This window comes from Streptomyces sp. NBC_01408, assembly GCF_026340255.1.
Classification (GTDB): domain Bacteria; phylum Actinomycetota; class Actinomycetes; order Streptomycetales; family Streptomycetaceae; genus Streptomyces.
On the sequence record NZ_JAPEPJ010000001.1, the window covers coordinates 1,104,752 to 1,116,932 of the forward strand.

11 protein-coding genes and 2 pseudogenes are annotated in these 12,181 nt (G+C 70.8%); 8 read left to right on the forward strand and 5 right to left on the reverse strand.

Going from position 1 to position 12,181, the window contains the following annotated elements:
- Positions 1-2: 2 nt before the first annotated feature.
- Both OG447_RS05095 and thpR read left to right on the forward strand, forming a co-directional pair.
- Entirely contained in the window at positions 3-1,346 is a 1,344-nt protein-coding gene (locus OG447_RS05095) for an MFS transporter (protein ID WP_266935123.1), read from the forward strand.
- A 155-nt stretch (positions 1,347-1,501) separates the two neighbouring features.
- Positions 1,502-2,053, forward strand: a complete 552-nt coding sequence (gene thpR / locus OG447_RS05100) for an RNA 2',3'-cyclic phosphodiesterase (protein ID WP_266935124.1) — start codon at positions 1,502-1,504, stop codon at positions 2,051-2,053.
- Between the two features lie 212 nt (positions 2,054-2,265).
- On the opposite strand, the gene OG447_RS05105 is transcribed toward thpR, so the two are convergent.
- Entirely contained in the window at positions 2,266-2,853 is a 588-nt protein-coding gene (locus tag OG447_RS05105; RefSeq protein ID WP_266935126.1) for an aldo/keto reductase, read from the reverse strand.
- 89 nt (positions 2,854-2,942) lie between these two features.
- Between OG447_RS05105 and OG447_RS05110 the strand changes: the two genes are divergently transcribed.
- From OG447_RS05110 to OG447_RS05120, 3 genes and pseudogenes are all read left to right on the forward strand, one after another.
- Positions 2,943-4,574, forward strand: a complete 1,632-nt coding sequence (locus OG447_RS05110) for a recombinase family protein (RefSeq protein WP_266935128.1) — start codon at positions 2,943-2,945, stop codon at positions 4,572-4,574.
- A 39-nt stretch (positions 4,575-4,613) separates the two neighbouring features.
- A pseudogene (locus OG447_RS32345) lies at positions 4,614-4,712 on the forward strand (recombinase family protein); the annotation flags it as partial.
- A 297-nt stretch (positions 4,713-5,009) separates the two neighbouring features.
- Positions 5,010-5,999: an aldo/keto reductase gene (locus OG447_RS05120; protein WP_266935130.1), complete on the forward strand. Its 990-nt coding sequence runs from the start codon at positions 5,010-5,012 to the stop codon at positions 5,997-5,999.
- Between the two features lie 58 nt (positions 6,000-6,057).
- Here the strand turns inward: OG447_RS05120 and OG447_RS05125 are convergent.
- Together OG447_RS05125 and OG447_RS05130 are read right to left on the reverse strand one after the other, a co-directional pair.
- Positions 6,058-6,177, reverse strand: a pseudogene (locus OG447_RS05125) (aldo/keto reductase); the annotation flags it as partial.
- Positions 6,178-6,235: 58 nt separating this feature from the next.
- Positions 6,236-6,928, reverse strand: coding sequence for a GDSL-type esterase/lipase family protein (locus OG447_RS05130; RefSeq protein ID WP_266935132.1), 693 nt, complete (start codon positions 6,926-6,928; stop codon positions 6,236-6,238).
- 76 nt (positions 6,929-7,004) lie between these two features.
- Here OG447_RS05130 and OG447_RS05135 point away from each other — a divergent pair, with 76 nt between their 5' ends.
- Positions 7,005-8,033, forward strand: coding sequence for a WD40 repeat domain-containing protein (locus OG447_RS05135; protein WP_266935134.1), 1,029 nt, complete (start codon positions 7,005-7,007; stop codon positions 8,031-8,033).
- A 207-nt stretch (positions 8,034-8,240) separates the two neighbouring features.
- Here the strand turns inward: OG447_RS05135 and OG447_RS05140 are convergent, their stop codons facing one another.
- Both OG447_RS05140 and rfbB read right to left on the reverse strand, forming a co-directional pair.
- Positions 8,241-9,587, reverse strand: a complete 1,347-nt coding sequence (locus OG447_RS05140; protein ID WP_266935135.1) for a lipopolysaccharide biosynthesis protein — start codon at positions 9,585-9,587, stop codon at positions 8,241-8,243.
- Positions 9,584-10,561: a dTDP-glucose 4,6-dehydratase gene (rfbB, locus tag OG447_RS05145; RefSeq protein ID WP_266935137.1), complete on the reverse strand. Its 978-nt coding sequence runs from the start codon at positions 10,559-10,561 to the stop codon at positions 9,584-9,586. The genes OG447_RS05140 and rfbB overlap by 4 nt, the downstream gene beginning before the upstream one ends.
- 105 nt (positions 10,562-10,666) lie before the next feature.
- Between rfbB and rfbA the strand changes: the two genes are divergently transcribed.
- Entirely contained in the window at positions 10,667-11,542 is an 876-nt protein-coding gene (rfbA, locus tag OG447_RS05150; RefSeq protein ID WP_266935138.1) for a glucose-1-phosphate thymidylyltransferase RfbA, read from the forward strand.
- Positions 11,539-12,144 carry a dTDP-4-dehydrorhamnose 3,5-epimerase family protein gene (locus tag OG447_RS05155; RefSeq protein WP_266935140.1) on the forward strand — a complete coding sequence of 202 codons (606 nt, stop codon included), beginning with the start codon at positions 11,539-11,541 and terminating at the stop codon, positions 12,142-12,144. Before rfbA ends, OG447_RS05155 begins: the two co-directional genes overlap by 4 nt.
- Positions 12,145-12,181 lie beyond the last annotated feature (37 nt).

The window sequence follows — 12,181 nt, forward strand, 5'->3', positions numbered from 1 at the left end:
TTTTGAGTACGGGAAACGGAGCAGACTCCGCACCCGGCCACACATCCACCCCCTCTACCGCCGTACCCGCGGGCAAGAACTCGATGTTCAGCTCGCTGAAGATACGGAACTACCGGCTCTTCGCGACCGGCCAGGTCGTCTCCAACACGGGCACCTGGATGCAGCGCATCGCCCAGGACTGGCTGGTGCTCTCCCTGACCGGCTCCGCCTCCGCCGTCGGCATCACCATCGCCCTGCAGTTCCTGCCGATGCTGCTGTTCGGGCTCTACGGCGGCGTACTCGCCGACCGGCTGCCCAAGCGGCCCCTGCTGCTCGCCACCCAGAGCGCGATGGGCCTGACCGGCATCGCCCTCGCCGTCCTCACCCTCGCGGGACACGTCCAGGTCTGGCACGTCTACCTCGCCGCCTTCCTGCTCGGCCTCGTCACCGTGGTCGACAACCCGGCCCGGCAGACCTTCGTCCCCGAGATGGTCGGCAAGGACCAGGTGGCCAACGCGGTCAGCCTGAACTCGGCGAACTTCCAGTCCGCGCGGCTGGTCGGCCCGGCGATCGCCGGTGTGCTGATCACCGCCGTCGGCTCCGGCTGGGCCTTCCTGCTGAACGGACTGTCCTTCGCCGCGCCCATCGCGGGCCTGCTGCTGATGCGCACGCACGAGCTGCACCCGGTCGAACCGCAGCCCCGCGCCAAGGGGCAGCTGCGCGAGGGCCTGCGCTACGTCGCGGGCCGCCCGGAGCTGATCTGGCCGATCGCGCTGGTCGGCTTCATCGGCACCTTCGGGTTCAACTTCCCGATCTGGCTGTCGGCCTTCGTCAGCGACGTCTTCCACGGCGACGCGGGCACCTACGGGCTGTTCAACACCCTGATCGCGGCAGGCTCCCTGGCGGGCGCCCTCCTCGCCGCCCGGCGCGGACACTCCCGCCTGCGGCTGCTGGTCGCCGCGGCCGTGCTGTTCTCGGCCCTGCTGCTCGTGACCGCCTTCGCACCCGGCTTCTGGCTGTTCGCCGCGCTGCTCGTACCCATCGGGGTCTTCGGCCTGACGGTCAACGTCACCGCCAACTCCAGCGTCCAGATGGCCACCGACCCCGAGATGCGAGGCCGGGTCATGGCCCTGTTCATGATGGTGTTCACCGGCGGCACCCCGCTGGGGGCCCCGCTGCTGGGCTGGATCACGGACACGTACGGCGCCCGGATCGGCATGGCCGCCGGCGGCGTGATCTCCCTGGCCGCGTCCGTGGTCATCGCGGTGGTCCTGGCGCGCGTCGGGAACCTCCGGCTGAGCGTGAACCGCCACGGCGTCACCTTCGTCCCGGCGGTACGCAGCCGCGAGCTGGTGCCCGCCGCCTGACCCTGCGGCCCGGCCTCCTGGGGCTCCGCCCCAGACCCCGCGCCTCAAACGCCGGCGAGGCTGACTTTCGGCCTCGCCGGCGTTTGAGGCGCGGGGTCCGGGGCGGAGCCCCCGGCAACGGCGCCGCACCCGGCACCCCCGCTAGGCTCGGCGGCATGAGACTGTTCGCAGCAGTGCTGCCGCCCGAGGCCGCCCTCGCCGAGCTGGCCGCGGCCGTACGCCCGCTGCGCGACGACCACCTGCGCTGGACCGCGGAAGCGGGCTGGCACTTCACCCTCGCCTTCATGGGCGAGGTACGCGACGAGGTGCTCCCCGACCTGCACGCCCGCCTCGCCCGCGCAGCGACCCGCACCGCGCCCTTCGCGCTGCGGCTGCACGGCGCCGGGCACTTCGGCGACAGCGCGCTGTGGACGGGCGCGGCCGGGGACCTCGGCGCGATGCGGCTGCTGGCCGAACGGGCCGACGCCGCCGCCCGGCGGGCCGGCGTACCCATGGACCAGCACCGCCGCTACACCCCGCACCTGACCCTGGCCCGCAGCCGCGACGGCGCGGACCTGCGCCCGTACCTGGAGGGCCTCGGCTCCTACGAGGGCACCTCCTGGCAGGTCACCGAGCTCAGCCTGGTCCGCAGCAACCTGCCCGTGAGCGGGGTCCCCGGGGAGCAGCCGCGCTACGAGACCGTCGGGGCCTGGCCGCTGGAGGGCTGACGAAGCCCTCCCGGGCAGCGCGCACCGGGTACGGCACAGCCCCTGCGTCCACGACGCAGGGGCTGCCGCGTTAGTCTCGACGGGTGGATCCCAAGACCAGAAACCGTGTCATGGCCGGTGTGCTCGTGCTGATGTTCGTCGTCGTTGCCGTGGCGGCTGCCGTCGGACAGTAGCCCCGCCGGCCACCCGACCCCGGGCGTCCGCCGGGCCCGCTACCAGGCGAACGCCTCCGGCGAGGGCCCCGGCCCGGGGAAGACCTCGTCCAGCCCGGCCAGCACCTCCTCACTCAGCTCCAGCTCCACCGCCCGCAGCGCCGAGGCCAGCTGCTCCGGGGTACGCGGGCCGACGATCGGCCCCGTGACACCGGGACGCGTCAGCAGCCAGGCCAGCGCCACCTCGCCCGGCTCCAGCCCGTGCTTGTCCAGCAGGTCCTCGTACGCCTGCACCTGCGCCCGTACCGTGCTGTTGGACAGCGCGTCCGCCGAGCGCCCGCTCGCCGTGCGCCCCGATTCCGCGGACTTGCGGATGGCGCCGCCCAGCAGGCCCCCGTGCAGCGGGGACCACGGGATGACCCCGAGCCCGTACGCCTCGGCGGCCGGGATGACCTCCATCTCCGCGCGCCGCTCGGCGAGGTTGTAGAGGCACTGCTCGCTGACCAGACCGAGCCGGCCGTGGCGGGCCGCGGTCTCGTTGGCCTGGGCGATCTTCCAGCCGGGGAAGTTGGAGGAGCCCGCGTAGAGGATCTCCTCGGTGCGGCCCTTGTTCGCGCCCCAGCCGTACACGTTGGCGGTACCAAACAATCCACTTTGACGCCACGCCCGCGAGGGCCCTAGCGTCGTTCCCCAAACACCACAGGGGATGGGGGAACAAGGTGGCAAGAGTCCTGGGCGTGGTCCGCCTGTCAAAGATCTCGGACGAGACCACATCGCCGGAGCGCCAGCGCCGATCGATTCAACGATGGGCCGACCAGGAAGGACACATCGTCGTCGGGTGGGTCGAGGACATCGATGTATCCGGCGGTGTCGAGCCGTGGAAGCGCCCTGACTTCAGCAAGTGGCTGCCGTCCACCATCGGCAAGGAGGTCAGCTCGATCGAGCACCGGATCGCACTGGACGAGTCCCGGGCCGACGAGTACGACATCATCTGCGCACTGAAGCTCGACCGCCTCTCGCGGCGTGTGCTCCACGTGCACACGCTCCTTGAGTGGTGCGAGAAGCACGGCAAGGAGGTCGCCACCGTCGAGGACGGGATCAACCTGAACACACAGATGGGCAAGCTGCTGTTCAGCCTGATCGCGTCCTTCGCAGAAGGCGAGCTCGAAGCCATCAAGGCCCGGGCGAAGTCCTCGTACAACCACCTGGTGAAGGAGGGGCGTTGGCGCGGGGGCCGGATTCCGTATGGCTACCGGGCGGAGAAGCAGGACACGGGTGACGGCTGGCGGTTGGTCCCGGACGACTACGGAACGGACACCGCCGGGACGCTGCGCGAGATCATCCGCCGGCTTATCGAAGGCGAGTCGGCGAACAGCATCGCCCAGTGGCTCAACGAGGACCCGACCAAGACCCCGGTATCGCTCGATGCCCAGCTGATCAGGAATGGCAAGCCGCCGAAGGGCGGCCGATGGACCGCCGCGAACACGGCAAAAGCGGTGCGCTCCCTGAACGTTCTCGGCCAGATGGAGGTGACGGAGGAGGTTGTCATCGACGGCCAGAAGACGAAGCGAACCCGCGTCGTCCGTGACGCGGAGGGCCACCCTCTCCAGCGCGCGGAGCCTCTGATCACTCAGGAGGAGTGGGAACTGGCAAACAAGAAGCTGGACGAGAACACCAGCAAGCGCAACGGCAACCGCAAGGGCGGCTCCCCGATGCTCAGGGTCGCTTTCTGTACCTGCGGAGAACCGGCGTACCTCGGCCCGGGGCGGAATTGGCCGTACTACCGGTGTGCCTCGCGGACCACGCACAAGCCGTGTCCCACGGGCAGCAAGGGCATCGCGGCCCATGTCCTCGAGGGGGCTGTGGAGGAAGTCTTCCTGCGCGCAGCTGGCAACGTCGAGATCGTGCGGAAGGTCTTCCGCCCTGGCGTCGACTTCACGCGGGACATCGAAGAGGTCAACCGATCTCTGGCCGAACTTCGGGAGGACCGCGAAGCCGGTCTCTACTCCAGTGAGCTCGGCAAGCAGGAGTACCGGGAGACGTACAAGCGGCTGGACGCACGACGCGAACAGCTCCTGGCTCAGCCCACCCGCCCGGACACGTGGGAAGAGATGCCGACGGGCGAGACCTACCGGGAACGCTGGTCGAAGCTGTCGACCCAACACGAGAAGGGCAAGGAACTCAGAGCCGCTGGAATCAAGGCGGTCATCCACGCCGAGAAGCTGCCGCCTATGACCGCTGTGCAAGCCATCTCCCCGGAGGGGCACGACGGCATGTGGCAGGAGGCGAAGGACCGAGTGCAGGTACTGATCCCGATGGACTTCCAGCGCCGCGTCCGCGACCTGTCAGCGGTGCACAGCGAGAACTGACCGTCTCGCCTCTGCACGGCCGACCGTCTCATGCTTCAGGTGGTCGGTGCCATGGCCGAGTTCGCGCGCAGCCTGGTCAAGGAGCGCACGCGCGCAGGTCTCGACGCGGCCAAGGCGCAAGGGCGCACCGGTGGACGCCTGGCAGCGGACAAGTCTCCCTGGACGATCAAGGAGCCGGAGGCGGTGCGGTACACGTTGGGGCAGTCGCCTTGTCCGCACTCGCCGTTCCCGTTGCCGGTGAGTCGGGTCAGTTCCTCACGAGCCATGTGAACCTCCTGGTTCGCGGCCCCGGTCGGGGCCGGACAGCAAAGACCGTACGGAGTGGCGTGTGCGGCCGTCCATGTACGGACGCGACTATGCGCGTTGTCGCATAAATGGGCGGCTACGCGGGTGGCTCTTGCCTGGAGTGCACTCGAAGCAGTTGGCTTGTGCCTCATGAAGTACACGCAGCTCGGACGCACCGGACTCAAGGTCAGCCGACTTGTACTCGGCACGATGAACTTCGGTCCGCAGACAGACGAACCGACCAGCCACGGAATCCTGGATGCCGCCCTCGACGCGGGTCTGAATTTCGTAGACACGGCCAATGTATACGGGTGGGGTGAGAACAAGGGCCGCACCGAGGAGATCATCGGCACCTGGTTCGCCCGGGGCGGTGGCCGGCGCGAGAAGACCGTCCTCGCCACCAAGGTCTACGGCTCCATGTCTCGCGAGGGCGACACTTGGCCCAACGAGGACCGGCTGTCGGCGCTGAACATCCGCCGGGCCGTCGAGGCCAGCCTCAAGCGGCTCCAGACCGACCACATCGACCTGTACCAGTTCCACCACATCGACCGCCGGACCCCCTTCGAGGAGATCTGGCAGGCCGTCGACGTGCTCATCCAGCAAGGAAAGATCCTCTACGCCGGCTCGTCCAACTTCCCCGGCTACAAGATCGCCCAAGCGAACGAGACCGCCGCGCGGCGGGGCGCGGTCGGGCTGGTCAGCGAGCAGTGCCTCTACAACCTCGCCGAGCGGCGGGCCGAGATGGAGGTCATCCCGGCGGCCCAGGACTACGGCCTCGGGGTCATCCCCTGGTCCCCGCTGCACGGCGGGTTGCTCGGCGGGGTCATCAGGAAGGAGGTCGAGGGCGGCCGCCGCGCCTCGGGGCGGTCCGCGGACGCGCTGGCCAACAGCACGGTACGGGCGCAGGTGCAGGCGTACGAGGACCTGCTCGACAAGCACGGCCTGGAGCCCGGCGAGGCCGCACTGGCCTGGCTGCTCACCCGGCCGGGAGTGACGGGCCCCATCGTCGGCCCGCGTACCGCGGAGCAGCTGGACGGTGCCCTGCGGGCGCTGGAGCTGGAGCTGAGCGAGGAGGTGCTGGCCGGGCTGGACGAGATCTTCCCCGGGCCGGGGCCGTCCCCGGAAGCCTTCGCCTGGTGATCCAGTAGTACATCGGCCGTCGCCCCTGCCGTTGGGGGCGACGGCTCTCCCGTCAGACGAGCGCGGCGTCCAGGATGCCGTGGCTGGTGGGTTCGTCTGTCTGGGGGCCGAAGTTCATCGTGCCGAGAACGACTCGGCTGACCTTGAGTCCCGTGCGTCCGAGCTGCGTGTACTTCATGGGCCCAAGCCAACTGCTTCGAGTCCACTCGAAGCAAGACCCCGTCGTGAAGGGCGTGTTACGGCGCCCGCTCCGGACGGTAGGGGCCGCCGATGCCCCAGGCCTGGTGGAGCACCGCCGCGAACTCCCCCGCCAGCCGGTGCTCGCCGGAGGCGTTCGGGTGGGTGCCGTCGTAGGTGTCGTGGTGGATGTCGTACGAGTCCGGGCGCGCGGCCAGCAGGATCGGCGAGGCGGCCGTGGTCAGGTCGGCGACCGCCTTCGCCAGGAGCTCGTTGAACCGTGCGACCTCCCTCGCGAAGGGCTCCTCGTCCTCGGCGCGGATGTTCGGGATGACCGGGAGGAAGACCATCCGGATGTCCGGGCGGGCGGCGCGCGCCTCGGCGACGAAGCGGCGGGCGTTCTCGGCGGTCTGGTCGGCGCGGGTGTAGAAGCCGAGGTCGATCAGGCCGAGGGAGACCAGCAGGACCTCGGCGCCGGTGGCGCGTACGGCGGGGCCGACGAGGGGGGCCATGTGCTGCCAGCCCTCGCCCCAGCCGGCCAGGTGGCGGCGGGCGTGCTCCGGGAAGCCCGGGTCGGCGTACGCGTGGCTGACGGGCGCGTCCGCGCCGGTGTCGTACAGCTCGCGGCGGGGGCCGACTATCTCGTGGGGGCCGTCGGGGGCGGCGCTCAGGTGCTGCCACATCCGGTAGCGCCAGGTGTAGTCGCCGGCGCGTCCGATGGTCATGGAGTCGCCGACGAACATGAAACGCATCCGGTCATCATCGCGGATCACGGGGCGGGAGCCCCTGTGATGCCGGACACCCGGGGCGGGCTGGCAAGCTGGTCGGATGCGCCTGCTGCCGTCGCCGTCCGCCGTTGTTGCCGTCCTCGTCCTGCTGCCGAGCGCCGTCCTCGCGCTGCCGCCGGGCGCGGCCCTCGCCGCGGAGGCCGCCGGGGCCGCGTCGTTCACCATCTCCGACCCCCGGATCAAGGAGTCGAGCGGGCTGGCCGCCAGCCGGATCCACCCGGGGGTGTACTGGACCCACAACGACAGCGACGACGGCCCGTACGTGTACGCGGTGGACTCGGCGACGGGGAAGACCGTGGCCCGCGTGACGCTGACGGGGATCGGCAAACCGCGCGACGTCGAGGCGATCTCCCTGGGGCCGGACGGGCAGTTGTACGTCGGTGACATCGGCGACAACCTGGACGGGAGCTGGGACCACGTGTGGATCTACCGGTTCCAGGAGCCGAAGGAACTGGGCGATGTCACCGTCAAGGCCAGCCAGTTCACGGTGCGGTACGCGGACGGGGCGCGGAACGCGGAGGCGCTGATGGTGCATCCGGTGACGGGCCGGGTGTACATCGCGAGCAAGAGCGAGGACAAGGGCGGGCTGTACGAGGGTCCGGCGGAGCTGTCGACGGGCGGGCCGAACGTGTTCCGGCGGGTCGCGGACCTGCCGTGGGTGACGGACGGGGCGTTCTCGCCGGACGGCGGGCGGCTCGCGCTGCGCGGGTACTTCTTCGCGAAGACGTACCCGTGGAAGGAGGGGCGGCCGCAGGGCGGGGGCGAGCGGGTGGACGCGCCGTGGCAGGGGCAGGCGGAGTCGGTGACGTACGCGGCGGACGGCTCGGCGCTGATGTTCGGCGCGGAGGGGGCGTCCAGCCGGGTCCTGGCCGTCCCGACGGGGCCGGCCGCGGCCCCCTCGGCTGCCCCTCCGGCGAAGCCGGGTTCCGTGCCGGAGGCTCCCGCGCCGGGGGGGCCTGGGACGCCGGAGGCGCCGGGCAGCTTCTCCAAGGGCGCGCTGGTCCTGGCGGCCGCGCTTGGCCTGGGCTTCGTGGCGAAGCGGCTCCTGCGGCGGCGCCGGGCGGACTAGCCTGCCGGTCCGCTGCCGGGGCTCCGCCCCGGACCCCGCGCCTCAAACGCCGGCGGGGCTGGGTTTGGGCGCGCCGTCAAAACGCCGGCGGGGCTGGATTTGCCCTGTGGGCGGCATCAGCCAAATCCAGCCCCGCCGGCGTTTGAGGCGCGGGGGTCCGGGGGCGGCGCCCCCGGCAACGGCGCGCAGGACGGCGCCGGATCGGCTTCAGGCCGAGTCCACCAGGGTGGACCGGGAGGCTTCGCCCGCAGAGTCCGCGACAGCGGGTCCGCGGGGGAAGGTCAGCCACAGGGACGCCGCCATGCCGAGGACCGCCGTGAGTGCGGCGAGGGTGTAGGCGAGGGACACGCGGGTGGCGACCTCGCCGGGCAGCAGGGTCACGCCGAGCAGGACCAGGGTGGCCACGGCCCAGCCGAGCAGTTGGAGGCTGTGCTTGCGCAGGACCATCAGGGCCTGGCCGAGCACCATGGCCAGCATGTAGAAGAGGGTGCCGGCGGAGATCCAGAAGAACACCGCCTGGCCCAGCCCGTCCTCGGCCTTGAACAGCACCTGGATCAGCCAGGGGCCGAGCAGGGTGGCGGGCACGCCGCCGGCGACGCCGAGCGCGGTGACCACCAGGCAGGTCCGGCCGAGGAGCTTGGAGAAGCCCGCCCGGTCGCCGGCCGCGGCGGCCGCGGACAGCCCGGACAGCAGCGAGGCCTGGAGCGAGCCGAAGACGAAGAGCGGTACGCGGGCCAGCACGATGGCGTTCAGCAGACCGGCGACGAGCGCACCCTCGGCGGGGGCCAGCAGCTTGGTGCTGACGACGGCGGCGTTGACGACGACCTGGGAGAGCAGCGTCGAGGCGATCAGCGGGCCGAGGCCGCCGAGCAGCCCCGTCCAGGTGTCGGCCGGGCCGGGCCCGAGCCCCTGCCGTACGGGGCGCAGGGTGACCAGGACCGCGACGAGCGGGGCGATGACGAGGATCAGCGCGAAGGCCAGCGGGGAACGGACGCCCGCCAGGGCGAAGCCCACGGCGAGGCCGATGCGCAGGACGCCGTCGATGCCCAGCTGCCAGCCGAAGGGCGCGAAGCGGCCGAGGCCGGCCAGCACCCCGCGGGTCACGTTGCTCGCGGCCAGGGCGACGAAGGCCACACCCAGCGCCACGACCATGTCGACGCGGCCGTAGAAGAAGGTGTCGGCGAGCGGGCGGGCCGCGATCGCCATGCCCGCCAGCAGCAGGGCCGACATGGCGACGGTGAGGACCGTCACACGGCGCAGCACGCCGGAGACGCCGTGGCCGCCGACCCGGTGGGCGGCGACGATCCGGGTGAGCTCCTGTTCCACGGGGAAGAACAGGCCGATGCCCACCGACATGAGGATCGTCCACAGCACGGACAGCGAGGCCATGCCTTCGGTGTCGAGGCTGTGGCCCGCCGCCATGAGGTGGACGTACGAGGCGGCGCCGAGCACGACCGTGCCGCCGATCACCAGCAGGGTGCCCGGCGGCAGGGTGTCGGACAGTCTGGCCAGCGGCGACCTCTTCACGGTCGCCGCGGCATCCGCCGTGTTCACGACTGCTGGGCGGCCTTCACCTTGAGCGGCTCCCACCAGGCGCGGTTCTCGCGGTACCAGGCGATGGTGTCCTTGATGCCGTCCTCGAAGGTGACCTGCGGCGCGTAGCCGAGCTCTTCGCTGATCTTGCTGATGTCGATGGAGTAGCGCAGGTCGTGGCCCTTGCGGTCCTGGACCCGGTCGACCATGTCCCAGCCGACGCCGGCGGCCTCCAGCAGGACGCCGGTGAGCTCCTTGTTGGTGAGCTCGGTGCCGCCGCCGATGTTGTAGACCTCGCCGGCGCGGCCCTTGCGCAGGGCGAGGTCGATGCCGCGGCAGTGGTCGGAGACGTGCAGCCAGTCGCGGACGTTGCCGCCGTCGCCGTAGAGCGGGACGTGCTTGCCGTCCATCAGGTTGGAGACGAACAGCGGGATGACCTTCTCGGGGAACTGGTACGGCCCGTAGTTGTTGGAGCAGCGCGTCACCACGACGTCCATGCCGTGCGTGCGGTGGTAGGCCAGCGCCAGCAGGTCGGACGACGCCTTGGAGGCGGAGTACGGGGAGTTCGGCGCGAGCGGCCACTCCTCGGTCCAGGAGCCCTCGCTGATGGAGCCGTAGACCTCGTCGGTGGAGACGTGGACGAAGCGGCCGACGCCGTGCTTGCGGGCGGCGTCCAGCAGCACCTGGGTGCCGACCACGTTGGTCATCACGAAGGGGCCGGCGCCCGCGATGGAGCGGTCCACGTGGGACTCGGCCGCGAAGTGCACGACGGCGTCGTGGCCGGGCATCACCTGGTCGACGGCGTCGACGTCGCAGATGTCACCGCGGACGAAGGTGTACCCCGGGTGACCTGCGACGGGGGCGAGGTTCTCCTCGACGCCGGAGTAGGTCAGCTTGTCGAGGACCGTGATCTGGGCCGCGGGGTCCTGCGACAGGAGGGAACGGACGAACTGCGAGCCGATGAAACCGGCGCCACCGGTCACGAGAATGCGCATAGTGCGTTCAGCTTACTGTGCGACCGGCCGGCGGCTCACTGGGCGGCCCGTCGGCGGCCCTCGCGGGTTACCTCACCCGAAGGGACGCAACGTATGGTGGCACCCATGCGTGGAATTCTCCTTGCGGGCGGCACCGGCTCCCGCCTCTGGCCCTTGACCCGAGCCGTGTCGAAGCAGCTCCTCCCCGTCTTCGACAAGCCCATGATCTACTACCCGCTCTCCACGCTGGTCATGGCGGGGATCCGCGAGATCCTGATCATCACCACGCCGCAGGACCAGGAGCAGTTCCAGCGGCTCCTCGGCGACGGCTCCCAGCTCGGCCTGGACCTCCAGTACGCCGTGCAGGAGCGCCCGGAGGGCATCGCCCAGGCCTTCGTGCTCGGCGCCGACTTCATCGGTGACGAGCCGGTCGCGCTGATCCTCGGCGACAACATCTTCCACGGCAGCGGCCTCGGCACCCGGCTCGCGCAGCGGACCGACCCCAAGGGCGGCATGGTCTTCGCCTACCCGGTGGCCGACCCGACCGCGTACGGCGTCGTCCAGTTCGACGAGGACGGCCAGGTCATCTCCATCGAGGAGAAGCCGGAGAAGCCGAAGTCCCGCTACGCGGTGCCCGGCCTGTACTTCTACGACAACCGTGTGGTGGAGATCGCCCGCACCATCCAGCCCTCCGCTCGCGGCGAGCTGGAGATAACCGCGGTGAACGACGCCTACCTCCAGTCCGGCGACCTCCAGGTCACGGTCCTGGACCGCGGCACCGCCTGGCTGGACACCGGCACCTTCGTCTCCATGGTCCAGGCCTCCGAGTTCGTGCGGGTGATCGAGGAGCGCCAGGGCTTCAAGATCGGCTGCATCGAGGAGACCGCCTGGCGGTCCGGCTTCGTGAACGACGAACAGCTCCGCGAGCTCGCCGAGCCGCTCCTCAAGAGCGGTTACGGCCAGTACCTGCTGGACCTGCTCGACGAGGAGAACGCCCGATGAAGTTCCGCGAGCTCTCCATCGAGGGCGCCTGGGAGATCACCCCGGTCCAGCACGGCGACCCGCGCGGGCTGTTCATGGAGTGGTACCGCTTCGACCACCTCGCCGAGGCGGTCGGGCACCCGCTGCGCCTGGCGCAGGGCAACCTGTCGGTGTCGGCCAAGGACGTGGTGCGCGGCATCCACTTCGCCGACGTCCCGCCCGGCCAGGCCAAGTACGTCACCTGTGTGCGCGGTGCCGTCCTCGACGTCATCGTCGACCTGCGGGTGGGCTCGCCCACCTTCGGCGCCTACGAGTTCGTCCGCCTCGACGACGTGGACCGCCGCGCGGTGTACATCTCGGAGGGGCTGGGCCACGGCTTCTGCGCGCTGAGCGACGACGCCACGCTGTCGTACCTGTGCTCGGAGACCTTCAACCCGACCGCCGAGCACTCGGTGCACCCGCTCGACCCCGACCTGGGCATCGACTGGCCGGCCGGCACCGCCGCACAGCTGTCGGCCCGCGACGCGGCCGCCCCCTCGCTCGCCGAGGCCATCGCGTCCGGTCTGCTGCCCGACTACGACGAATGCCTGCGCCACCGCCGGTCGCTGCGCGACGGCAGCTGAGCCCCGTCCCGTCCCTCCCGAATCCCCTGGTGCGCCC